General features: G+C 73.6%; 23 protein-coding genes and 2 pseudogenes. 16 read left to right on the top strand and 9 right to left on the bottom strand.

The window, feature by feature from the left end:
• Nucleotides 1-24: 24 nt before the first annotated feature.
• Nucleotides 25-582, bottom strand: coding sequence for a GNAT family N-acetyltransferase (locus tag FNX44_RS04255; protein WP_143646574.1), 558 nt, complete (start codon nucleotides 580-582; stop codon nucleotides 25-27).
• 31 nt (nucleotides 583-613) lie between these two features.
• On the opposite strand from FNX44_RS04255, the gene FNX44_RS04250 reads away from it, so the two are divergent.
• The 4 genes from FNX44_RS04250 to FNX44_RS04235 all read left to right on the top strand — a co-directional run bounded on the left by FNX44_RS04250 (nucleotide 614) and on the right by FNX44_RS04235 (nucleotide 3,661).
• Nucleotides 614-1,006, top strand: a complete 393-nt coding sequence (locus tag FNX44_RS04250) for a VOC family protein (protein WP_143646573.1) — start codon at nucleotides 614-616, stop codon at nucleotides 1,004-1,006.
• A gap of 128 nt (nucleotides 1,007-1,134) precedes the next feature.
• The gene (locus tag FNX44_RS04245; RefSeq protein ID WP_143646572.1) at nucleotides 1,135-1,749 is read left to right on the top strand and encodes a DUF5134 domain-containing protein; all 615 of its coding nucleotides are present in this window, start codon (nucleotides 1,135-1,137) and stop codon (nucleotides 1,747-1,749) included.
• A 105-nt stretch (nucleotides 1,750-1,854) separates the two neighbouring features.
• Nucleotides 1,855-2,796 carry a M56 family metallopeptidase gene (locus tag FNX44_RS04240; protein WP_143646571.1) on the top strand — a complete coding sequence of 314 codons (942 nt, stop codon included), beginning with the start codon at nucleotides 1,855-1,857 and terminating at the stop codon, nucleotides 2,794-2,796.
• Between the two features lie 211 nt (nucleotides 2,797-3,007).
• Nucleotides 3,008-3,661, top strand: coding sequence for a TetR/AcrR family transcriptional regulator (locus FNX44_RS04235; protein WP_143646570.1), 654 nt, complete (start codon nucleotides 3,008-3,010; stop codon nucleotides 3,659-3,661).
• A gap of 11 nt (nucleotides 3,662-3,672) precedes the next feature.
• Here FNX44_RS04235 and FNX44_RS04230 read toward each other — a convergent pair whose 3' ends face one another.
• Nucleotides 3,673-5,151, bottom strand: coding sequence for an LVIVD repeat-containing protein (locus tag FNX44_RS04230; RefSeq protein WP_181354069.1), 1,479 nt, complete (start codon nucleotides 5,149-5,151; stop codon nucleotides 3,673-3,675).
• Nucleotides 5,152-5,371: 220 nt separating this feature from the next.
• Between FNX44_RS04230 and FNX44_RS04225 the strand changes: the two genes are divergently transcribed.
• Both FNX44_RS04225 and FNX44_RS04220 read left to right on the top strand, forming a co-directional pair.
• Nucleotides 5,372-6,061: a DUF305 domain-containing protein gene (locus FNX44_RS04225; RefSeq protein WP_323369059.1), complete on the top strand. Its 690-nt coding sequence runs from the start codon at nucleotides 5,372-5,374 to the stop codon at nucleotides 6,059-6,061.
• Nucleotides 6,062-6,175: 114 nt separating this feature from the next.
• Complete coding sequence (locus FNX44_RS04220; RefSeq protein ID WP_143646567.1) at nucleotides 6,176-7,540, top strand: FAD-dependent oxidoreductase; 1,365 nt, start codon at nucleotides 6,176-6,178, stop codon at nucleotides 7,538-7,540.
• A gap of 32 nt (nucleotides 7,541-7,572) precedes the next feature.
• Here the strand turns inward: FNX44_RS04220 and FNX44_RS04215 are convergent, their stop codons facing one another.
• Nucleotides 7,573-7,926 (bottom strand): ArsR/SmtB family transcription factor, encoded by a 354-nt coding sequence (locus tag FNX44_RS04215; protein WP_143646566.1) that lies wholly within the window; start codon nucleotides 7,924-7,926, stop codon nucleotides 7,573-7,575.
• Between the two features lie 102 nt (nucleotides 7,927-8,028).
• Between FNX44_RS04215 and FNX44_RS04210 the strand changes: the two genes are divergently transcribed.
• The 5 genes from FNX44_RS04210 to FNX44_RS04190 all read left to right on the top strand — a co-directional run bounded on the left by FNX44_RS04210 (nucleotide 8,029) and on the right by FNX44_RS04190 (nucleotide 13,147).
• On the top strand, nucleotides 8,029-9,138 hold the full coding sequence (locus FNX44_RS04210; protein ID WP_143646565.1) for an NADH:flavin oxidoreductase/NADH oxidase: 1,110 nt from the start codon (nucleotides 8,029-8,031) through the stop codon (nucleotides 9,136-9,138).
• Nucleotides 9,139-9,290: 152 nt separating this feature from the next.
• Entirely contained in the window at nucleotides 9,291-10,376 is a 1,086-nt protein-coding gene (locus tag FNX44_RS04205; RefSeq protein WP_143646564.1) for a WD40/YVTN/BNR-like repeat-containing protein, read from the top strand.
• A 37-nt stretch (nucleotides 10,377-10,413) separates the two neighbouring features.
• Entirely contained in the window at nucleotides 10,414-11,091 is a 678-nt protein-coding gene (locus FNX44_RS04200) for a uracil-DNA glycosylase (protein ID WP_143646563.1), read from the top strand.
• Nucleotides 11,088-12,083, top strand: coding sequence for an N-acetylglucosamine kinase (locus FNX44_RS04195; protein ID WP_323369058.1), 996 nt, complete (start codon nucleotides 11,088-11,090; stop codon nucleotides 12,081-12,083). Before FNX44_RS04200 ends, FNX44_RS04195 begins: the two co-directional genes overlap by 4 nt.
• A gap of 137 nt (nucleotides 12,084-12,220) precedes the next feature.
• On the top strand, nucleotides 12,221-13,147 hold the full coding sequence (locus tag FNX44_RS04190; RefSeq protein ID WP_228449639.1) for a sirohydrochlorin chelatase family protein: 927 nt from the start codon (nucleotides 12,221-12,223) through the stop codon (nucleotides 13,145-13,147).
• Nucleotides 13,148-13,249: 102 nt separating this feature from the next.
• Here the strand turns inward: FNX44_RS04190 and FNX44_RS04185 are convergent, their stop codons facing one another.
• From FNX44_RS04185 to FNX44_RS04170, 4 genes are all read right to left on the bottom strand, one after another.
• On the bottom strand, nucleotides 13,250-14,302 hold the full coding sequence (locus FNX44_RS04185) for a lactonase family protein (RefSeq protein ID WP_143646562.1): 1,053 nt from the start codon (nucleotides 14,300-14,302) through the stop codon (nucleotides 13,250-13,252).
• A 203-nt stretch (nucleotides 14,303-14,505) separates the two neighbouring features.
• Nucleotides 14,506-16,047, bottom strand: a complete 1,542-nt coding sequence (locus tag FNX44_RS04180) for an FUSC family protein (protein ID WP_143646561.1) — start codon at nucleotides 16,045-16,047, stop codon at nucleotides 14,506-14,508.
• Between the two features lie 297 nt (nucleotides 16,048-16,344).
• Nucleotides 16,345-16,965, bottom strand: coding sequence for a hypothetical protein (locus tag FNX44_RS04175; protein WP_143646560.1), 621 nt, complete (start codon nucleotides 16,963-16,965; stop codon nucleotides 16,345-16,347).
• Nucleotides 16,966-17,126: 161 nt separating this feature from the next.
• Nucleotides 17,127-17,549, bottom strand: a complete 423-nt coding sequence (locus tag FNX44_RS04170; protein ID WP_143646559.1) for a YjbQ family protein — start codon at nucleotides 17,547-17,549, stop codon at nucleotides 17,127-17,129.
• A gap of 91 nt (nucleotides 17,550-17,640) precedes the next feature.
• Between FNX44_RS04170 and FNX44_RS04165 the strand changes: the two genes are divergently transcribed.
• The 5 genes and pseudogenes from FNX44_RS04165 to FNX44_RS04150 all read left to right on the top strand — a co-directional run bounded on the left by FNX44_RS04165 (nucleotide 17,641) and on the right by FNX44_RS04150 (nucleotide 21,315).
• Entirely contained in the window at nucleotides 17,641-18,786 is a 1,146-nt protein-coding gene (locus FNX44_RS04165; RefSeq protein WP_143646558.1) for an NAD(P)-binding domain-containing protein, read from the top strand.
• A 23-nt stretch (nucleotides 18,787-18,809) separates the two neighbouring features.
• Nucleotides 18,810-18,968, top strand: coding sequence for a hypothetical protein (locus tag FNX44_RS04160; protein WP_153506826.1), 159 nt, complete (start codon nucleotides 18,810-18,812; stop codon nucleotides 18,966-18,968).
• A gap of 354 nt (nucleotides 18,969-19,322) precedes the next feature.
• Nucleotides 19,323-19,508 (top strand): annotated as a pseudogene (locus FNX44_RS29955) (MBL fold metallo-hydrolase); the annotation flags it as partial.
• Between the two features lie 270 nt (nucleotides 19,509-19,778).
• Nucleotides 19,779-20,858, top strand: coding sequence for a S1 family peptidase (locus FNX44_RS04155; RefSeq protein ID WP_228449638.1), 1,080 nt, complete (start codon nucleotides 19,779-19,781; stop codon nucleotides 20,856-20,858).
• A gap of 160 nt (nucleotides 20,859-21,018) precedes the next feature.
• Entirely contained in the window at nucleotides 21,019-21,315 is a 297-nt protein-coding gene (locus FNX44_RS04150) for a YiaA/YiaB family inner membrane protein (RefSeq protein WP_143646556.1), read from the top strand.
• 82 nt (nucleotides 21,316-21,397) lie between these two features.
• Here the strand turns inward: FNX44_RS04150 and FNX44_RS04145 are convergent, their stop codons facing one another.
• Together FNX44_RS04145 and FNX44_RS27890 are read right to left on the bottom strand one after the other, a co-directional pair.
• A complete protein-coding gene (locus FNX44_RS04145) occupies nucleotides 21,398-22,282 on the bottom strand; it encodes a prohibitin family protein (protein WP_143646555.1) in 885 nt (294 codons plus the stop codon).
• Between the two features lie 45 nt (nucleotides 22,283-22,327).
• A pseudogene (locus FNX44_RS27890) lies at nucleotides 22,328-22,786 on the bottom strand (hypothetical protein); the annotation flags it as partial.

Genomic DNA, 22,786 nt, shown 5'->3' with positions numbered 1-22,786 from the left:
ACCGGCGGCCCGCGGGCCGGCGGGTCAGCCCAGCGGCTTGACGAGCAGTTCGAACCGCAGGTCGGGGCGGCGCGGGATGCCGAAGTTCTCGTCCCCGTAGGGGAACGGCTGGTAGCGGCCGGTCCGCCGGTAGCCGCGCCGCTCGTACCAGGCGATCAGGTCCGCGCGCAGGCTGATGACCGTCATCTGCATCTCGGTCGCGCCCATGCCGGCGGCGGCCCGTTCGGCCTCGGCGAGCACCTGGCCGCCCAGGCCGTTGCCCTGGGCCGTCGGGCGGACCGCGAACATGCCGAAGTAGGCCACCGGCGAGGGGCGTTCCGCCCGCTCCCGGCGCTCCAGATGGCAGCAGGCGACCGGCTCGCCCTCCCGCTCGGCGACGAGCACCCGGCTCGCGGGGTCCGCCAGCAGCGCGTGCACGCCGTCGGCGTCCGTACGGCGGCCGTCCAGCAGATCGGCCTCGGTGGTCCAGCCGGCCCGGCTCGACTCGCCCCGGTAGGCGGACTCCACAAGCGCCACCAGCGCCGGCACGTCGTCGGGCGTGGCGGTACGGAACGTCAGACGGGACGCGGGCGAGGTCTCCATGGGGCGAGCTTACGGCCTACGCTCTGACCGCATGGTGCACGTACTGAGCAGCCGCGTCCTGTTGCGTCCCACCGACCCCGAGGCGTCCCGCGACTTCTACGGCCGACGACTGGGCCTCGCGGTGCACCGCGAGTTCGGCACCGGCGAGGAGCGCGGCACGGTCTACTTCCTCGGCGGGGGCTTCCTGGAGGTCTCCGGCCGCTCCGACCGGCCCTCCTGCCCCGGGCTGAGACTGTGGCTCCAGGTGGCCGACGCGGCGGACGCCCGGCGGGAACTCGCCGAGCGCGGCGTGGAGATCCTGCGCGAGCCGGTCCGGGAGCCGTGGGGGCTGGTGGAGATGTGGGTCGCGGCGCCCGACGAGGTACGGCTGTGCGTGGTCGAGATCCCCGAGGACCATCCGCTGCGGTACCGGCCGGGCATCTAGGCCCCGGCAGGTTCCGGCCGAGCCGTCGGACGGAGCCCGCCGCGCGCTCCCCTTCCGTGCGCCGGTGCGCTCCCTTGCCGCCTCCCCTCGCCGGGCAGCTTCCGGGGGGCGGGCGTGGGGAGGGAGTCGTGCACGGATCGGCGTGGTCTGGCTGGCTGCTCACGGGGCTGTGCGGGCTGGCGTCCGCGGTCTGCTTCGTCCGTGCGCGGGCCTCCGCGCCGGGCCCGCGCGGACGTCAGTCGCCGCTGCTGGAGGCGCTGATGGGCGGGGGCATGGCGTTGATGGCGCTGCCGGCGCCCGCCGTACCCGCCACGTTCCTGCTCGTCCTGTTCGCCGGGGCGCTGCTGTGGTCGGCGGCGCTGCTCCTGCGGCGGGTGCCGCACCAGGGGCACCATCTGGTCGAGGGCGGCGCCATGGTCTACATGACGGTGCTGATGCTCGACTCCCCCGGCGAGCACGGCACGACCGGCGAGGTGGCCGGCGGGCACGCGGCGCACGGCGAACCGGTCGCCCACGCGACGGCCGGCGTCCCTTCCCCGAGCGTGTTCCTCGCCGTCTACTTCCTGCTCTACGCGCTGCTCGCCGCGCGACGGCTGCTGCCCGCCCGGGTGCCGCACGGCGCGCACCACGGGGCGCCGACAGCGCCTGGGCCGCCGCCGCTGGGGGCCGACTCCCCGGAGGTCGCGGCGGCCTGCCGGCTGGCGCTGGCGCTGGGCATGGCGGCGATGCTGATCGCCATGTGAACCGCCCCGGGTGCCGCCGCGCCGGGCGCGCCGGGTGTGAGGCGTGCGTCACTTCCGCCACGGCCGCGTATCCGGCGCCGACGGCCGAGCCATACCCTGACAGACATGATGGTCGCGCTGGCGCTGCTGTTCCTGGGAGGCCTCACCGCCGCACTCGCGCCCCGCGTGCTCAACCGCGGCGCCTGGACCGACCGTGAACCCGTGCTCGCGCTGTGGGTGTGGCAGTGCGTCGTCGCCGCCGTCCTGCTGTGCTGCGTACTGGCCATGGCGCTCAGCGCCGCGGAGGCGTGGCAGGCCGTCCGCGGTCATGTCTTCGCGCCGGCGCCGCCGTCCGTGATCGAGGCGTACGCGCTCTCCGCCGACGGCCATCCGTGGGCGGGCGTGGTGGCGGTGCTGCTCTTCGGCGGGGGTGCCTGGTCGGCCGCGATGCTCACCCGCGAGATCGTCTCGGCCCGGCGTCGCCGCCGCCGGCGGCGGGCCGAACTGCGGCACCGGGCGCCGCTCCTGCCCGGCGAGGAGGAGCGCTGCCACGACCGGCTGATCGTGCTGGAGGGCGAGCGACCCGACGCCTGGTGGCTGGCCGGCTCGCCGCCCCGTCTGGTGGTCACCTCCGGCGCGCTCGGGCGGTTGCGCGGCCGCCAGCTGGACGCCGTGCTCGCGCACGAGGAGGGCCACGTCAGGGCACGGCACGACTGGCTGCTCCACTGCTCCTCGGCGCTGGCCGCCGCCTTCCCTCAGGTCCCGGTCTTCCGGGCGTTCCGCCAGCAGATGCACCGGCTCGTGGAGCTGGCCGCCGACGACGTCGCCTCCCGTCAGCACGGGCGGCTCACCACCGCGCTCGCGCTGGTCGGCCTGAACGAGGACCGCGGCGTCTTCGGGCCCTGCGGGCCGCACGTCGCCCAGCTGCCGCAGCGGGTTGACCGGCTGCTCGGCCCCGCCGACCGGCTGCCGCTGGGTCACCGGGTGCGGATGACGGCACTGGCCTCGCTGGTGCCCGTGGTGCCGCTGGTGGTGGCGTTCGTACCGGGCCTCAACGCGTTGGCCTGAACGCGTCGGCCTGAACGCGTCGGCCTGACCAAACTGGGCTGAACGCCCGCGGCCGCGACCGCCGCCGTATCTCCGTCCGGCAGCCGGTACGGGCGATCCCCCGCGTCGCCCGTACCGGTACCCGGGACGGTGGACACACCTCCCCGAAGGCGGTCCCCGAACGCCCTGCTGAGTATATTGGCTGCAAGCCAGCCAACGCAGGAGTTACAGGATGTCCCCTCGGAGCGCCGCGGTCAACGAGGAGTTGCGCCGCCGCTCGCGCGAACGGCTGCTGGAGGCCACCGTCGCGCTGGTCGACGAGCACGGGTACGAGGCGACGACCCTCGGCAGCATCGCGGACCGGGCCGGTACCGCGCGCGGGCTCGTCTCGTACTATTTTCCCGGCAAGCGCCAGCTCCTCCAGTCCGCGGTGCACCGGCTGATGCACCGCACGCTCAGCGAGGCGCTGTCCAGGGAGCCGCTGCCGCAGGGCCCGGACCGGGGCCGGGAACGGCTCGCCCGCGCGATCGACGCCATCCTCGGGTTGGCCCGGGACCGGCCGGTCCTGATGCGCACGCACATGGCGGGCATACTCCAGCAGGAGGGCTTCGTCCGGTGCGACGAGCAGCAGCGGCTGGCCGGGCTGCTACGCCAGGCGCTCCAGGACTACGGCTCGACCGACCTGGACGCCGACTACCCGATGCTGCGGGCGCTGCTGATGGGCGCGGTCGTCGCGGTGCTGCTGCCGGGCGCGGCGATGCCGCTGCCGGCGCTGCGCGCCGAGCTGTTCGCCCGCTATGGCCTGGACTGGCAGCTGGGCGACCCACCGGGTGAGGAACCCCCCGGCGGGCCGCCCAGGCTACCGTTTGCCGCTCAGCGGACGTAGGTCCGGCTGTCTCAGCGGATGTAGGGCTGGGTCTGGGCGTTGAACTCGCCCAACCGCACCCGCTTGGCGCTGTCGGTGCGGCGGTCCCTGATGTCCAGCACGTCCAGTCCGTTCTGGTCGCTGCTGTAGACGTGGCCGTTGTAGTAGTAGGCGCTCCAGGTGCCGCCGAAGGTCAGCCGCTCGGTGTTCTCCGGACCGCGTTCGAAGTAGCCGATCTCGTGCGGTCGCCTGGAGTCGGTGAAGTCCCAGACGGACACGCCGCCCTGGTACCAGGACTGCACCATGATGTCGCGGCCCTTGACGGGGATGAGCGAGCCGTTGTGGGCGACGCAGTTCTCTGTGTCGGCCTGGTGGCGCGGGATCTTGTAGTAGCTCTGGAAGGACAGCGTCAGCTTCTTGCCCCTGCGCTCCACGTGGTAGATCGCGTTGGCGCCCTTCTCGTCGCCGACCCTGGCGTTGCAGGTCGCGCCGCCGCCACCACCCAGTTCGTCGGTGAAGACGACCTTGCGGCCGTCGTTGCTGAAGGTCGCCGAGTGCCAGAACGCGAAGTTCTCCTCGTCCCTGACCCGTTCGACCACCTTGGGCCGCTCGGGCTTGCTGATGTCGAGCAGGATGCCGTCGCCCATGCAGGCTCCGGCGGCCAGCTTCAGCGCCGGGAAGGCGGTGATGTCGTGGCAGCCGCTGGTGGGCGTCTTCTCGGGGCGCTCCGGGTTGCCCGGGAAGCCGCCGTCGGGGAACAGCCCGGCGAAGCGCACGAGCGCGGACTTCTCCGGCGCGTGGCGCGGCACCTTCACGATCGAGATGCCGTCGTGCGGGGGCTGGCAGTCGGGGAACGTCTCGTGCGGGAAGTAGGAGGACACGTAGACGTACAGGTCCCTCTTGCCCGGCACGAGGGTGTGGGTGTGCGAGCCGCAGGCCGTCTCGACCGCGGCCACGTAGCGCGGCCTGGTCTTGTCGCTGATGTCGAAGACCCGCACGCCCTCCCAGGAGCTCTTCTCGGTGGCCGGCTGCGACGTGCTGTTGCACGTGTCGTCGCTGCGCGAGGAGTCGACCGAGAGGATGAGCAGGTTGCCGGCGACGGAGATGTCGTTCTGGGCGCCGGGGCAGAGCACCTCGCTGACCACCCGGGGCTTGTCCGGGCGTCTGATGTCGTAGATGACAAAGCCGTCGTAGTTGCCCATGAAGGCGTAGTGGCCCTGGAAGGCCAGGTCGGAGTTGGCTCCCCGGAGCGCGCCCTTGGGGACGTTGGCCAGGTGTCGGACGTTGGAACTGGTGTCGATCTCCCCCGACGCGGGGAACTCACCGCTCCTGATGGCCTTCTCGACCTCGCCGCGTTCGACCGAGGAGCCCTCGGCAGTCGACGGGATGTCGTCCGGGTCAGGAGTGGCCGCCGCCGGTTGGGCGGTCAGCAGCGCGGCGAGCATGCCGATGGCGGCAGCGGCCACGCCGAGGCGTCTGCGTCGTGCGGGGGGTGTGTGCGACGACGTCACGGATTCCTCCCTCTGGGATCCCGGCGCGCCCGGTCGGGCACACCGGATCGAAGGCAGTATCGAACATCGCATGTACATTTCAACAGTGGATTACCGTCCGACCATGCTCAACTTGGCCGACTCACAAGGGAGTCGGTGTACAGACGGGCGCACAACACCCCCCAACGCACCAACGGCGGGAACGGGACAACAGCGGCAACAGGCCTACAGGGAGGCACAGGTGACCGATCGTCACAGACCCCGCGCGACGGCCGTCCTCGGCACGGCGCTGCTCGCGGCGCTGCTCGTACCGCTCACCGGCTGCACCGGCGGCGGCGAGGACCGGGCCGACCGGCCGCCCGTACTCGCGCCCGGCAAGCCGGGCGAGGAGGCCAGAACGATCTCCCCCGAGGAGGCCGCGGCGGCAGGCAGGCGGCAGAACCGGCCGAACGCCGCCGACGTCGAGTTCATGACGATGATGATCGTCCATCACGAGCAGGCGCTCGTGATGTCCGGGCTGGCGCCGAAGCGCGCCGAGGACAACCGGGTGACCAAGCTCGCGGACCGGATCGCCACTGCCCAGGAGCCGGAGATCCGGCTGATGCGGGCCTGGCTGAAGCAGCACGGCAAGGACGGCGCGGGCGCCGGGCACGGTGAGGGACACGGCGGACACGGCGGCCCCGCGGACCACGAGGACCACTCCTCGATGCCCGGCATGGCCTCCCCCGCCCAGCTGGCCGACCTGCGGGCGGCGCGCGGCGCCCGGTTCGACCGGCTGTTCCTCGATCTGATGATCGACCACCACCAGGGCGCGGTCACCATGTCCCGGGACGTGCTGGCCAAGGGCTCCGACATCGCGGTGCAGGAGCTCGCGACGGAGATCGCCGCCCAGCAGGCGGCCGAGGTGGGCCGGATGCGCACACTGCGATAGGGGCGCTCCGGCGGGTCACGGCCGCGGGTCGGGCGATGACCCTTCCGGCGCCGCTCCCCTCCCGCCGAGCGCCCCCCGGTGCGATGCTGGAGATCCCGGCGGAAGGATACGACCGTGGCTCTCCCGCTCCGCATCGCCGTTGTCGGCTCGGGCCCCAGCGGCGTCTACACCGCCCAGGCGCTGCTGGAACGCCTGCCGCCGCCGGGCGCGGTCATCGACGTGCTCGACCGGCTGCCGTGCCCGTACGGCCTGGTCCGCTACGGGGTGGCGCCGGACCACGAGAAGATCAAGTCGCTGCAGCGGAACCTCCGGGTGGTGTTGGAGGACCCCCGGGTGCGGTTCGTCGGCAACCTCCCGGTCGGCGACGGCGGCGTACCCACGGGGGAGCTGCACCGGCTCTACCACGCGGTGGTGTACTGCGTGGGCGCCGCCGCCGACCGCCACCTGGGCATACCGGGAGAGGAACTGGCCGGAAGCCACTCGGCGACCGAGTTCGTCGCCTGGTACAGCGCGCACCCGGACGCCTCGGGGCGACGCTTCCCGCTCGACGCCCGTTCGGTGGTGGTCATCGGAGTGGGGAACGTGGCCGTCGACGTCGCCCGGATGCTGGCCAGGACGCCGACCGAACTGCGCGGCACCGACATGCCGCAGGCGCCGCTGGACGAACTGGCCGCCGGCTCGGTGGAGACCATCCACCTGGTCGGCAGGCGGGGGCCCTCGCAGGCGAAGTTCACCACCAAGGAGTTGCGGGAGCTGGGCTCGCTGCCCGGCGCGCGGGCGTACGCGGAGCTGGCGGAGCTGGCGTCCGATCCCTACAGCGCCGCTCCCGAGGGACTGCCGGCCATGGTCCGACGCAACCTCGCCGTGCTGCGCGGCTGGACCGAGGACGGCACGCCGCCGGGGCCGGGCGAGCGCGCCATCCGGCTGCGCTTCTACCTCCGCCCCGTGGAGATCATCGGCGACGGCCTGGGCCGGGTACGGGCGGTCCGCTTCGAGCGGACCGCGCCGACGGAGGACGGCCGGGTGCGCGGTACGGGCGAGTACGAGGAGGTCGAGGCGCAGCTGGTGCTGCGGTCGGTGGGCTATCGCGGGGTGCCGCTGCCCGGGCTGCCGTTCGACGAGACGACGGGCACGGTCCCGCACGACCAGGGGCGGGTACGACGCCCGGGCGGCGCGCTGTCCGGCGAGTACGTGGCCGGGTGGATCAAGCGCGGGCCGACCGGCGTCATCGGCACCAACCGGGCGTGCGCGAAGGAGACCGTGACCACGCTGCTGGCCGACGCCGACGAGCTGGCGACCCGCCCGGTACCGGCGGACGACCCGCTCCGGGTACTGCGGGCGGCCGGACACGATCCGGTGGAGTGGCACGGCTGGCTGGGCATCGAGCGCGCCGAGGCGGCGCTGGGCGGGGGGCTGGGGCGCGGCACGGTGAAGATCCCCGACTGGGAGGGCCTGCTGGACGCGGCCCGGCGCGACTGAGCCCCGGACGTCGAGGGTTCGGCGTCGGGCGGTCAGCCCGCCCCGCGCCCGTCCTGGGCCCGCGCGGCGGCGAGGACGGCGGCCAGCAGTCCGGGGAAGAGCGCTTCGAGGTCGGCGTCGCGCAACGCGTTCATCTTCGCCGTGCCCCGGTAGACCTGGTTGATCACCCCGCTCTCCCGCAGCACCCGGAAGTGGTGGGTGCAGGTGGACTTGCTGACCGGCAGGTCGAAGCTGGAACACACCTGCTCCGGCGGGCCGTCGGCCAGCCTGCGCACGACGGACAACCGGACCGGGTCGGAGAGCGCGTGCAGCACCGACTCAAGCCGGATGGCGTCCCGGGCGGGGTGCTCCAACTCGCGAGAGGCGGAGGCGCTTTGTCTGGTCACGGATCCATAGTACGAGAATCCTCGTAGTTTGACATGCGTCGTACTACGGTGGTTATCGTACGACCTCAAGCCGCCCGCACCACCCCGGACGAGGAGCCTTCCGTGACCGGTCTGTTCGACCCCTTCACCCTGCGGTCCCTGACGTTGCCGAACCGCGCGTGGATGGCGCCCATGTGCCAGTACTGCGCGCCGACGACCGGCGCCGACACCGGCGTCGCCGGCGACTGGCACTTCGCCCACTACGCCGCCCGGGCCGTCGGCGGGGCCGGACTGGTCCTCGTCGAGGCCACCGGCGTCAGCCCCGAAGGGCGCATCAGCCCCGCCGACCTCGGACTGTGGAACGACCGCCAGGTCGCCGGGCTGCGCCGGATCACCCGCTTCCTGACCGAGCAGGGGACCGTCCCCGGTGTCCAGCTCGCGCACGCCGGCCGCAAGGCGTCCACCGACCGGCCCTGGCGCGGCGGCGCCCCCGTCCCGCCGGAGGCGGGCGGCTGGCACCCGGTGGGCCCCAGCCCGCTGGCGTTCGACCACGACCACCCGGTCCCGGCGGAACTGACCGTCGACCGGATACGGGAGATCACCGGCCAGTTCGCGGACGCCGCGCGACGGGCGCTGGACGCCGGCTTCCAGGTCGCCGAGATCCACGGCGCACACGGCTACCTCATCGGCGAGTTCCTCTCCCCGCACAGCAACCACCGCACGGACGGCTACGGCGGCGACTTCGCCGGCCGCACCCGCTTCGCCCTGGAGATCACCGAGGCGGTGCGCGCCGTGTGGCCGGACGAACTCCCGCTGTTCTTCCGCGTCTCGGCGACCGAATGGCTCACCGACGGCGGCTGGACCGTGGCGGACACCGTCGCGTTGGCCGCCGAACTGCGGGACCGGGGCGTCGATCTGCTGGACGTGTCCACCGGCGGGAACGCGCCGGACGTCAGCATCCCCACCGGCCCCGGCTACCAGGTGCCGTTCGCCACCCGGGTCAGGGAGGAGACCGGGCTGCCGGTGGCCGCCGTCGGCCTGATCACCGAACCCGAACAGGCCGCCGGCATCCTGGCCGCCGGCGAGGCCGACGCCGTGCTGCTGGGCCGCCAACTGCTGCGCGAGCCGAGCTGGCCGCAGCGGGCCGCGCGGGAACTGGGCGCCACCGTCCCGGTCCCGGCCCCCTACAGCCGGGCCGTCCGGGGCCGTCCCCGGGAGCTCGCCGACGCGTGAACAGCGGTCCCGCCGGGCGCCGCCGCGGCTCGGACCGTTCCGGTCTCACCGGCTCCGACCTGCGGCGACACCGGTGTCGGAACGCGAATGTCAGTGGGCGGGTGCAGACTGGGCGCAACCAAGGACAACGACGTCCCGGAGGTGATCCGACCATGGCGGACACAGTGCTTGCGGTGGGCACGCGAAAGGGCCTCTTCCTGTTCACCCGCGGCCCGGACGGGGGCTGGTCGAGAGCCGATCCGCACTTCGCCGACCAGGCGATCTACGCGGTCGCGATCGACACCCGGAGTGGTGCGCCGCGGCTGCTGGTCGGCGGCGACAGCGCCCACTGGGGGCCGTCCGTCTTCCACTCCGACGACCTCGGCGCCTCCTGGCAGGAGCCCGGCCGCCCGGCCGTCCGCTTCCCCGAGGACACCGGCCAGTCGCTGGAGCGGGTCTGGCAGCTCGCCCCCGGTGGCGCGGACGAGCCCGACGTCGTCTACGCCGGCACCGAGCCCGGCGCGCTGTGGCGTTCGACGGACCGCGGCGAGTCCTTCACCCTCGTCCGCCCGCTGTGGGACCACCCCACGCGGGAGCAGTGGGTCCCCGGCGGCGGCGGGCTGGGGCTGCACACCGTGCTCGTCGACCCCCGGGACAGCCGGCGGCTGACCGTTGCGGTGTCCACCGGAGGCGTCTACCGCAGCGACGACGGCGGCGCCAGCTGGGCGCCGTCCAACAGCGGCGTCTCGGCGGTGTTCCTGCCGGACCCGGCCCCCGAGTTCGGCCAGTGCGTGCACAAGGTGGCGCGGGACGCCGTCGACCCCGACCGGCTCTTCCTCCAGAACCACTGGGGGGTCTTCCGCAGCGACGACGCGGGGACCAGCTGGCGGGCGGTGGAGACGGGCCTGCCCTCCACGTTCGGCTTCCCCGTGGTCACCCACCCGACGCGCGGCGACACCGCCTACCTCTTCCCGCTGAACGCCGACTCCGACCGGGTGCCGGCCGGGCGCCGCTGCCGCGTCTACCGCACCCAGGACGCCGGGGCGAGTTGGGAACCGCTGGACCGCGGCCTGCCCGAGGAGCCGCACCACGGCCCCGTCCTGCGCGACGCCATGTGCGCCGACGGCGGAGATCCCGCCGGGCTGTACTTCGGCAACCGCAACGGCGAGCTGTACGCCAGCGCCGACGACGGCGAGTCGTGGCGGCTGCTGGCCTCCCACCTTCCGGATGTGCTCTGTGTCCGAGCCGCGACGCTCTGAGCCGATCGGGTGTCACGAGCCGTTAGAGTGGGCGTCCGTGGCACCACGACCCTTGCATGAACTCGTCGAAGCAGGTTGGGCCAAGGCGCTGGAGCCGGTGGCCCAGCGCATCACCGCCATGGGGGACTTCCTCCGCGCGGAGATCGCCGAGGGGAGGACGTACCTCCCGGCCGGCCCGCACGTACTGCGCGCGTTCCAGCAGCCGTTCGCCGACGTGCGCGTACTGATAGTCGGCCAGGACCCGTATCCGACGCCGGGGCACGCGGTCGGCCTGTCGTTCTCGGTGGCGCCCGAGGTGCGGCCGCTGCCCGGCAGCCTGGAGAACATCTTCCGCGAGCTGCACAACGACCTCGGCCTCCCCCGCCCGTCCAACGGCGACCTCACCCCGTGGGCGAGGCAGGGCGTACTGCTGCTCAACCGCGCCCTGACGACGGCGCCGCGCCGGCCCGCCGCGCACCGGGGCAAGGGCTGGGAGGAGGTCACCGAGCAGGCGATCCGGGCCCTCGCGGGCCGCGGCACCCCGCTGGTGGCCGTGTTGTGGGGGCGGGACGCGCGCAATCTCCGGCCGCTGCTGTCCGGCGTGCCCGCCGTCGAGTCCGCCCACCCCTCCCCCATGTCCGCCGACCGTGGCTTCTTCGGGTCCCGCCCGTTCAGCCGGGTCAACGAACTGCTCGTCGGGCAGGGAGCCGAGCCGATCGACTGGCGCCTGCCGTGACGGCCTGGGTGCTCGGCGTCGACTCCGGAGGTACCGGGGTGCGCGTGGCGCTGGCCGCGGTCGACGCCGGGCGCCCCGAACCTGTCGGAGTGGTCGGCCCGTTGACGGCGGATCCGGTGCCGACCGGGCCGGACGGCATCTCGGCGGACGCCCTGTCGGACCGGCTGCTGCCGGCAGCCCGGCGCCTGCGGGAGGCCGTCGGCGAGCCGGACGGCGAGGTGGCCGCGGTCTGCGTGGGTGCCGCCGGTATGGCGACGCTGGGCGCGGACCTGCGCGCCACGCTCCCCGGCGTGCTTCGACAAGCCCTCGGTGTGCGCCGGCTCGCGCTCGCGGCGGACGCCGTCACCGCGTACGCCGGGGCGCTGGGCGAGCGCCCCGGCGCCGTGGTCGCCGCGGGCACCGGCCTGATCGCGCTCGGCACCGACCTTGTCGGGTGGCGGAGAGCCGACGGCTGGGGCCATCTGCTGGGCGACTGCGGCGGCGGGGCGTGGATCGGCCGCGCCGGGCTGGAGGCGGCGGCGCGCGCCCACGACGGGCGGCCCGGCGGATCGGCACCACTGCTGCGGCGCGCGGAGGAGCTTTTCGGCCCCGTGGAGCGGCTGCCGGAGCGGCTCTATCCGCGTGCCGACCGCCCCGCCGTACTCGCCTCCTTCGCCCCTCGGGTCGGCGCCTGCGCGGCGGAGGGCGACCCGGTGGCGGTCGGGATTCTGGCCGACGCGGCACGCGAGATCGCGGCGAGCGCCGCCGCCGCGCTCCCGGCGCGCCAGGACGACGTGCAGTCCCCCGCTCAGCTCGCCGTCGTCGGCGGGCTGCTGGGGCTCGGGGAGCCGCTTCTGGGGCCTCTGCGCAAGGAGTTGTCCGAGCGGCTGCCGGACGTTCCGACGCACTGGCCGGAGTCCGGGCCGCTGGACGGCGCGCTCCGCCTGGCCGCCGGCCTGTGCGACGGCCGGCGGACGCTTCCGGCGGACGGACGCCTGCTGACCCTCCACTGAGCAGACTCGCCATTGCGGGAACCGGCCAAAGGGCGCGCGCTCCGGCGCGCACGCCACACGGGAGGTAATCGGACAGACCGGAACTGATCACCCCCGGCCTCGGTGTGGAAGCCGTCAAGGCATTAGCATGCGGCCGCATGAGCTCCTCTACCGGCCCCGACAATGGCCTGCCCGTACGTATGCCGCGCCCACGTCAGCCCGGACGCCACCGCCGTCCGGAGCCCGTGGTCGCCCCTGAGGGGGCTCCGGCGCTGGTGCTCGCCGTTCCCGGCGTGCCCACCGGTGCGATCCGGAGCCTGGCCGAGGAGATCGTGAGCATAGCCCGATCGGAACTGCCGGGCATGGACGCCCGTATCGCCTTCGTGGACGGCGCGGCCGGCCTCGACGAGGAGTTCCCCGGCCTGGAGCCGGTGCTCGGCCAGGTGGCCGCCGAGCGCTCCGCCAGGGAGGCGATGAACCCGCCGGCCGAGGACGCCGTGCCGCTGCCGACTGCCGTCGTCGTACCGCTGCTGGCCGGTCCCGACGCGGCGCTGATGCGCCGCATCAGGCAGTCGGTGCTGGCCAGCGGCGCCGGCGCCGAGCTGACCGACGTGCTCGGTCCGCACCCGCTGCTCGCCGAGGCGGTGCACGTGCGGCTCTCCGAGGCCGGTCTGGCCCGTGCCGACCGGGCGCGCCTGTTCACGGTCGCGACGGCCGCCGACGGCATCGTGCTGGCCACCTCCGGCGGGGACGAGGCAGTCCAGGTCGCCGGCATCACCGGCATGCTGCTGGCCGCCCGACTTGCCGTGCCGGTGCTGGCGGCCCCGCTGGACGAGCCCGGCGCCATCGCCCGTACCGCCGAGCAGCTGACCTCCTCCGGCTCCCAGCAGCTGGCCCTGGCGCCGTGTTTCATCGGTCCGGAGGTACCGGAGGGCCTGCTGGCCGCGGCGGCCCAGGAGGCCGGCTGCGCGGCCGCCGAGCCGCTGGGTGCCTACCCGGCGATCGGCAAGCTGGTGGCCTCCGCATACGGCGCCAAGGCGGGCATCACCCGTCCGGAAGCCCCGCAGGGCGCGCCGCTGCGGTGAGTGGCGCGCGCCGCGTCCGAGCGGGAACGACGTGAGGGCGGGTCCGTCCCCTTCGGGGAGGCGGACCCGCCCTCACGTCGTTGTTCGGGCGAACACCTGTTGTCAGGCGAACACCAGGCAGCTCACCGCCGGTACCCGCACCTCGCCGATCCGGTAGGGGGTGCCGGTCCTGGCGTCGAGGTCGAACCAGACCACCTCGCCCGAGCGCTCGTTCGCCGCGTACAGCCGGCGGCCCGTCGGGTCGAGTACCAGGTCGCGCGGCCAGTGGCCGCCGCAGGAGACGGTGTCGACGAGCTCCACCGACTGCCGGGCGGCGTCGAGGCTGAACACGGCGATCGTGTCGTCCCCCCGGTTGGCGACCCAGGCACGGAGCCCGTCGGGCGAGATGACCAGCGCGGAGGGGTGGTTCACGCCGCGCGCGCGGGGCGGACGGGTGCTCACCGAGGCGGCCGGCTCCAGCTTGCCCGCCTGTCCGTCCCACCGGCAGACGGTGAGGGTGGAGTCGAGTTCGTTGACCGTGTAGACGCGGTCGCCGGCCGGGTGGAATCCCAGGTGGCGGGGTCCGCTGCCGGGGGCCAGCGACACCTCGGCGTGCAGGCTCAGCCCCGGTTCGGTGTGCTCCAGCCGGTACACCCACACGGAGTCGGTGCCCAGGTCCGCGCTGAGCAGCCAGCGCCAGCGCGGGTCGGCGACGACGCAGTGCGCGTGCGGCCCCGCCTGCCGGTCCCGGTCGGGGCCGTCGCCGGTGTGGGTGACGGTGGACGGGGGTCGGCCGCCGAGCGAGCCGTCCTGGCGGACGGTGAGGGCGCTGACGCTGCCCGAACCGTAGTTGGCGGTGAAGAGCTGACCGGCGGCGACGGTGAGGTGGGTGGGGGCCGAGGCGTCGACGGGGACGGCCGCACCGATGAGTTCCGGCGAGTCCGGCCGGGCGAGGGAGTGCGCGGCGACGGCTCCGCGTTCGGTCTCGCTGACCGCGTAGAGCGTTCCGGAGCCCGGGGCGAGCGCCAGGTAGGAGGGGTTGGCGACGGTGTGGTGATGACCCGTCACGGTGAGCGCCCCGGTGTCGGGGTCGACGAGGGCGACGGTGACGCCCCGTCCGCCCGCCTCGGTGAACGACCCGATGTACGCCCGCTGACCACCGGCTGTCTCGGCCACGACATCCGCCTCCCCTTCGCACACACGTCGATCTCCGCGCCCGGCCAGGCGGGGCGCGGAGCGTCGGACGGAACCGACGGTGCACGACCGTAGCAGTTGGTCTGGACCAAAGAGGGGAGGCGGTCGCCTCAGCAGAATGGTTTTTGCCGGGCCTTGGGCCCCGCCCCGGGGCCACAGCCGGGCGAACCGGGGCCGATCGGAACTCAGACTCGGCTGAGCGGGGCCGCGCCGCCGTCGCCCAGCGGCTCGTCGGGCGCGCTGCGCAGCGGTGCCCGCAGGTCCGCCAGCGCCGACTCGAGGCTGTGCAGATGCGCCAGCGCCCGCTCGGCGCCCGGGTGCGCCGCCGGGGCGGGCGTCCGCTCGGCGCGCGTGTCGGCGGCCCCCGACGCACCCTCGCGGACCAGTTCCTCGACGGCCGCCTCCACCCGCCAGCACGCGGCCATCAGCCGGGCGTCGTGCGAGGCGTCGGGGTCCGCCGCGATCCGGGCCAGCGCCCGCACCTCGGTGGCGCAGTCGTCCAGCAGGGCGAGTATCTGGCGGGCGCGCGCCTTGCGGGCGCGGCGCGGGCTGAGCGGGTGCAGCAGCGGCGCGAGGGAGAGCCGGGCCCGGGCGAGCAGCGCCTCCAGCTCCGCCACGCCGGGCGCCGGGTCGGCCTCCGCGTCTCCGGCCAGTCGCCGGGCCGCGTCGGCCGTGCAGCGCTTCATACACAGCAGCGCCCGATGGATCCACGCGTTGGTGGTGGCGTGCGTGGTCACCGGAAGCACCAGCGCGACGGCCAGCGCGGCGCCCAGCGCTCCGACGCCGGTCTCCGCCAGCCGCAGGGCCAGCATGCCGGGCTCCAGCGCTCCGAGCAGCCCGTACAGGAGTGCCACCATCAGCGTGACGGCGAGCATCATCCAGCTGTAGGAGACCGGAGCGGTGTAGAAGATCAGGAAGACGCACACCGCGACCAGGGCGGCGGTGGGCCCGACGGCCCCGCCCAGCGGAACGGCGACGAGCAGCCCCAGTCCGATGCCGACCACCGTGCCGAGCACCCTGCGGAAGCCCCGGACCAGCGTCTCACCGCGCGAGGAGGTGTTGACGAAGATCCACCAGGCCGCGCCGACGGCCCAGTACCAGCGCTCCTGGGAGATCATCTGCCCGGCGGCGAGCGCGAAGGAGCCGGCGGCGGCGACCTGCACCGCCTGGCGGGTGGTCGTCCTGGCCAGGCCGCGCCCCTCCAGCGGGGACGGCAGCGCGGGGACGGCGATCCGGCGCTCGTAGCACCACAGACCGAAGCGCACGACGGAGGCGGCGAGCAGCGACAGCAGGACGGTGGAGTACAGCTCCGGCAGGTCCGCCGGCACGGTGTCCAGGAACTGGGTGACGAAGTAGGTCATGAAGGCGAACACGCCGAGCGCGTGCCCGCGCGCACCCCAGCGCCTGGCATAGACACCGGCCGCGGCGACGAACACGAAGGCCGCGGCGCTGGGCAGCGCCGCGTCGTGCAGCAGCGCCGCCGACGCCAGTACGGGCAGACCGACGACGGGCAGCAGCGCGGTGGTGACCGCCTGCCGGCGCACCGTGGGGTCGACGACGGTGAAGAGGGCGAGGAGCGCGGCGAGTCCGCCGGTGATCACGGCGGGAAGCGAGTACCCGGTCAGCGCGCACAGCGTGACGGCCACGCCGACGCCGATGACGGCCCGGGTGGCGGCGCGCAGCCGCAGCCGTCCCGGGTCGGGAGCCACGAACACCCTCTTCAGCACTACCTACCGCCCTTCTGGTCTCGTCATGACAAAGCGCCGTGAGGCACGGCGCTGTTCCTCGAATTATAGGAGGACCTAGTACTTCCAATGACCGAGACGGGTCTTGACAGCGTGCCGCGCATGGGTTTGTGACCGGCTTCACGCACCCGGCTTCAAGCCGGCTTCGCCCGACTTCCCGCCCCGACAGCGCCGCGACGGCACAGAGGTGCCGTGCGCCGACCGCTGTCCACGGCGCACGACACCTCGGTCGCCTCCTGCCGCTCCGCGAGACCAGCCGGCAGGGGCGTCAGAGCTCCGTCACCTGGTCGGGAGCGCGGAGAGGGTCGCCTGGGCGGTGCCCAGAGCGCCGCCCAGCGCCTGACCGGCGTCCTCCACGGCCTGCCGGAGCGGCACCGTGGAACCGCCGTCCTTGTCGACCACGTCGACGTCGGCGAAGCGCGCGCCCTGGAGTGCCGGGGTGGTCACCGAGGCGTCCGGCATCGCCAGGCCGGGCAGGCCGGTCCTGGCCGGGTTGGTGAGCGGCGCGATGACCTCGGCGGCGGGCGTGAGCGCGGACAGGTCGCTGGACGTGCCGACCCTGGCGGTGCTGCCGTCGGGGGTCAGGTCCGTGCCGGGGAGCGGCAGCTCCACCAAGGCGGCGGGCGCCTGGAGCATCGCGCCCATCTCCGGCACCAGCGGGACGTTCACCCGGTCCTCGCTCATCGCCGGCTTGACCGCCGGCGCGCTCAGCGGGCGGGAGGGCACCGTGGCGCTCACCGTGGGAGCGTCCAGCGGCAGCGCCGCCTCCAGGCTCTGCAGCGGAACGTCCACCGGCACGTGCGAACCGCTCTGGTCGGCCACCGCGGTGCCCGCCGGTGCCAGCGCCGCGGCGGCGCAGGCGGCGAAGACCGCCAGCTTTCCCTGGTTGGAGAACCTCATGCCGCTCTCGGCTCCTCTCGATTGTGTGCTGCGCGAGTGACTACCTCGTGTCGCGCTGCTGAACGAGCCAGGAGCCGCGCGGAGGCGGCGTCTCACCCGCCCGGGGCACTCGTCGTACGACCCGCTGATCCGACCGGGGTCGCCGAACGCCCCGCGGCGACTCAGGCGAGGAAGCTGAGCCGGACCCGCCGCCTCGGGTTGTCGCCGTTGGTGTCGACCAGGCAGACGCTCTGCCAGGTGCCCAGTTCCAGCCGGCCGCCGACGACCGGGAGGGTGGCGTGCGGCGCCAGGAACGCGGGCAGTACGTGGTCGCGGCCGTGGCCGGGGCTGCCGTGCCGGTGGATCCAGCGGTCGTCGGGCGGTAGCAGGTCGCGCAGGGCGGCCAGCAGGTCGTCGTCGCTGCCCGCGCCGGTCTCCAGGACCGCGACACCGGCGGTCGCGTGCGGCACGAAGACGTTGAGCAGGCCGTCCCGGTCGCGGGCCACGTCGCGCAGGTAGCTCTCGCAGTCGGCGGTGATATCGACCACGGTCTCCGAGTCGCCGGTGGTCAGATTGAGGATGCGGGTGCTGAAGCGGTCGCTCATGGCCCCATTGTGGCTACGGTTTGCCACCACTGCCGTCGGGCGGCCCGCGGGACACGGGAAGTCTTCGTGTCGCCTCCGTGTTGGTACGAATATGAACGAACTCGCGGTGACGGTTGTGGGGGCCGGGCAGGCCGGTCTTTCGGCCGCCTACCATCTACGCCGCGCGGGGCTGGCGCCCTGGGCCGACTACCAGGTGCTCGACCACGCTCCGGCGCCCGGTGGCGCCTGGCAGTTCCGCTGGCCGACGCTGACGTACGGCAGGGTGCACGGCATGTTCCCGCTGCCCGGCAGCGAGCTGCCGGACGCCGATCCGCTTCGGCCGTCCGCGGAGGTGGTGGGCGAGTACTTCGCGCGCTACGAGCGGGAGCACGGGCTGCCGGTGCGGCGCCCGGTGGCCGTGCACGCGGTACGGGAGGCCGGTGGCGGTCTGCTGCGGGTGGAGAGCGATGCCGGCGCCTGGCTGACGCGGACGCTCGTCAACGCCACCGGTACCTGGCGGCGTCCGTTCTGGCCCCGGGTCACGGGGCAGGAGTCGTTCGCCGGCCGCCAGCTGCACACCGCCGACTACAGCGGCCCCGAGGAGTTCCGGGGGCGGCGGGTGGTCGTCGTGGGCGGCGGGACCTCGGCGGTCCAACACCTGCTGGAGTTGGACGGCGTCGCCGCCCGCACGCTCTGGGTGACCCGCCGCGTGCCGCGCTTCCGTGCGGAGCCGTTCGACCGGGAGCAGGGGCGGGCGGCGGTGGCGATGGTCGCCGAGCGGGTCGAACGCGGGCTGCCGCCGCAGAGTGTGGTCTCCGTGACCGGGCTGCCGATGTCGGAGGCGATGCGGGACGCGCGGCGGCGCGGGGTGTTGGACCGCCGCCCGATGTTCGAGCGGATGGCCCCCGAAGGAGTGCGCTGGGCGGACGGCGAGCTCTTCGAGGCGGACGTCGTGCTGTGGGCGACCGGCTTCCGGCCCGCCATCGACCACCTCGCGCCGCTGCGGCTGCGCGAGACCGGGGGCGGCATCCGGATGGACGGCACCGCGGCCGTCCGGGACCGACGGATACAGCTGGTCGGCTACGGGCCGTCGGCGAGCACCATCGGCGCCAACCGGGCCGGGCGGGCGGCGGCTCGCGAGGTGCGCCGGCTCCTGGCCGGCGAGACCCGTCCCGCCGCAGAGCCGGAACCGCTCCCCGAACGGACAGGCGATCACTCACCCGAACAACTGAAGGTCCCCCAAACGGCGGCGAGTTAGCTGCGTGACGCACGATGCTTACGGTGCGCGAGCGACGGAACGCGTTCCGCGACCGCGTCTTCGCCGTGCGTCCCACGACGCGGCGAAGCCTGTCCCGTCTGTTCACAAGGAGAAGGCACCACATGAACCTCATCACGAACCTGCTCGCCGGCGTTGTCCACTTCATCGGCTGGCTGGTCTGAGCGAAGGAAACGACCGCGCCGCATCGCGGTCGACACGCCGCCCCTCCCGGTCCCACGGAGGGGCGGCGGCCCCGCTTGTCCTCCCCGACCGCGCCGCCTGCCCAACGCCCCGCATACACACCCCCGCTGCACCCACGCGGAACGCGTCAGCCCGCAGCGGAAGGCCGTCGCCCCGGCCACGGGCCCGTGATCATGCCGCCGACATGAAGACACTGCGACGCACGGACCAACTCACCCTGCCGCGCCGCCCCGTCGGGCAGGCGCACCTCTGACCGGGCCCCGACGGACTCACCCGAATCGACACCGGTACGGCCGCTCAGGCGCGGATACCACCGCGGCGATACGGGCGCTTGGCGCGCCGCCGCCAAGGCTCCACCCTCGCCCGCACACAGGGAGGTTGTCGACGGGGGCGTCCCGGACTTCGGCGGCGGTGCCGTCGTCGTCGCTGCTCCCGGCCGTACGCCCGGCAGCATCGCCTTCCACCTCCCGTCCCACGACCTGCTGTTCACCGCAGACGCCGTCGCGGGCACCGACTCCGGGCCGATTCCGGGCCGACTCCTGGCCTGTTCGACGTCGACCCGGCCACGCGCCCTGCGTTCGGTGCGCCGACCGGCCGCGCTGCTCCCCGGCAGCTTCGGCTTCGGGCACGGCGGCCCCCTCACCGACGGCACGCCGCTGGACGTCGCGCCGGACTCACCCGCGTGACAACTTCCGCGCCGCGCTGAGACGCCCGTGGTCGACCTCCGTAACCGACGGTGAAGCGCAAGCGGGCCCGTCTCCAGGAGGTCGACGAGTTTGAAGCACCGACGAATGAACAAGAGGGCGGCCGTGACCGCGGCGGCGGCCGCCACCGGCCTGCTGGTGGCCGCGATCCTCCTTCCCAGCGCCAACGCGGGCACGGAAGGAACGCCGGAGATACGGGAGTTCGGTCTTCAGCAGGCCGCTGGCACCGGGCAGCGACTGACCTCGGACCTGGGCGAGAAAGCCGCCGGATGGTTCTACGACTCACGCTCGCGGCGGCTTGTCGTCAACGTCGTGGACGAGCGTTCGGAATCCACGGTGCGGGCGGCGGGCGCGGTGCCGCGGAAGGTCGGGCACACCATGGCGGACCTCCGTGCCGCCACCGACACGCTCAGCCGGCGCGCCACCGTGCCCGGCACGGCCTGGTCCATCGACCCGAAGAGCAACTCCGTGCGGGTGGTCGCGGACAGCACTGTCGACGGGGCCGGCTGGAACCGGCTCACCGGTGTCGCCGACGGGCTCTCCGGGCGGGTCACCGTCGAACGGCACGCCGGCCGGTTCAGCCCTTTTGTCTCCGACGGAGGCGACCCGATCTTCGGCGGCGGTTCCCGATGCTCGCTGGGCTTCAACGTCAGCGTGGGCGGAGCCCGGGCGTTCCTCACCGCCGGGCACTGCGGGCCGGTGGGCTCCCGCTGGTCCGAGGACGGGCAGGGGACCCGACCGCTCGGCACGATGACCGTCTCGCAGTTCCCCGGAAGCGACTTCGCGCTTGTCCCCTACGACAACCCGAACGCCCCGGCACCGAGCACCGTCGACCTCGGCGGCGGTCAGACCCGGCAGATCACCGGCGCCGTCGAGGCCAGCGTCGGCCTGCCGGTCCAGCGCAGCGGCAGCACGACGGGCGTCAGTGCCGGTGTGGTCACCGGCCTCAACGCGACGGTCAACTACGGCAACGGCGAGATCGTCACCGGCCTCGTCCAGACGAATGTCTGCGCGGAACCCGGTGACAGCGGCGGCCCGTTGTTCAGCGGCAACGCCGCCGTCGGCCTCACCTCCGGCGGCAGCGGGGACTGCACCCGGGGCGGGGTGACCTTCTTCCAGCCGGTGACGGACGCGCTGGCCGCGACCGGCGCGCGCATCGGCGGCTGACCAATCGACTCCGGACGGCCGTCCCGCCCCTCCCCGCGCCGGGTCGGCCGTCCGGCACGCACGTCGGTTCCGCGTCGGGTGAGGAGACTGAGTCGCGGGGCGCGTGGAATGAGTACCCGTACTCATTCCACCGCCGGCCGGGCCGGGCGAAGGTGATGCCATGACAAACACACCGCCCGTGCAACGCCCCATGACCGCCGCCTACTTCGCCCAGTCCGTGCTCTCCTTCGCGCTCTCGCTCGGCGCGGTGTGCATCGGCGTGGTCTACATGTCCGTGAGCGCCTGGGAGCGCGGCTTCCTCGCGCTCGGCGTACTCTTCCTCGTCTCCTCCAGCTTCACTCTCGCGAAGTGCGTCAGAGACCGCCAGGAGATGATGGAGGTCACCACCAGAGTGGACAAGGCAAGACTGGACAAGCTGCTGTCCGAACACGATCCCTTCGAGGTGAAGAACCTCTGACAGCGGGAGGCGGTGGCAGGCGTCCGCCCGAGAGCGTCGCCCCTGCCACCGCCTCCGCCGCCGTCGCCCGAAAGGGCGGCCCTCAGCGCTTGGTGCCGTCCACGATCAGCGGGTTGCCGCTATCGGAACCGCACGGCACGGTGTACACCGGCTGCTTGCCGGCCACCCGCTCGAAGGCCTCGATGCACTGGTTGAGCAGCACCTTGTCGGTGAGCGAGTTGTTGAGGATCTTGTTCGCCCTGGCGATGCCCTCGGCCTCGATGCGGCGCCGCTCGGCCTCGGCCTTCGCGGTGCGGGCCGCCTCGGTCGCCCGCTCGGTGGCCTGCTCCTGCTGGATCTTGCGGTCGATCTGCGTCTGCAGCTTCTCGGACGGCTTCACGTTGCGCAGGTTCACCGTGGTGACGTCGATACCGCGCGGAGCCAACCGCTTCTTCACCAGCTCGGCGATCTCGCTGTTGATCTTCTCCCGGGCGGAGGTGTAGCCCTGTTCACTGGTGTAACGGGCGAAGACGTTGCGGATGATCTCCCGGCTGTCGGGGAACACCAGCCGCTGCTGGATGGCGTCCTCACTGCCCGCGAGGCGGTACAGCTCCACGGCCTTGGCCGGAGTCACCGCCCACTTGACGGTCACCTCGGCGTACATCACGCCGCCCTGGGAGCTGCGCACCTCGACCACGTCACGGTCGGAGAGGTTGAGGTCCACCGGGCGGGTGGAGAACGAGACCACGTTGGTGAACGGCGACTTGAGGTTCATGCCCGGTGTCATCGGCGAGCCGACCTTGCCGAACGTCACCGGGACGCCGACCTCGTAGGCGCTCACGACGTGCACGCAGCTGAAGAGTCCGGCGAGCAGACCCCCGATCAGCGCCCCCACGGCGCCGAGGCGGAATCTGCGGTCGCCCTGACCGCGCGACAGCACGAACAACACGGCCGCGGCTATGACAAGCAGAACGAACAGCAGGAACACGATGTTTCCCCCGAGAACAGCAGACTGACGACAGGCCGTGAGATGTCACGCCTGCCCTAAACGGAGCGTAAGCATAACCAGCCACACGGGGCCGCTTGCGACGCATGTCCGACAACCCTCCGCACGCTCACCCTCGGCCGTCTTCGCGAAGGCCGCCGATCCGGCGCCGCGACCGGGACTGTCGACTGACCGCCACGCGGCGGCCGCGCGCAGCCAGGTGCGGCGGTCGCGCGCCGACTGGTGGAGGCTGTCGACCGCCGTCGGACTCAGCACACCGCCCCGCCGGCCGAAACCGGCCAGCTCGCGTTCCCGGAGTACCAGCAGGCCGGCCACGCCGGGTACGACCGCCACCGCGCGGGCACCGACCGCGACCAGCACCGCGCGGGCCCGCACCGGACGGCCGAGCGCCCGGCTCAGCGCGTGGCCTGCGAGCGCCGTCGCCCGCAGGCACTCCCGTGGCAGCGGGCGGACCCGCCCCCGCCCGAGCCGCGCCACGTCCTGCCC

It is taken from the genome of Streptomyces alkaliterrae (genome assembly GCF_007097205.2).
Taxonomy (GTDB): domain Bacteria; phylum Actinomycetota; class Actinomycetes; order Streptomycetales; family Streptomycetaceae; genus Streptomyces; species Streptomyces alkaliterrae.
This window is presented reverse-complemented; position numbering and strand designations above follow the sequence as displayed.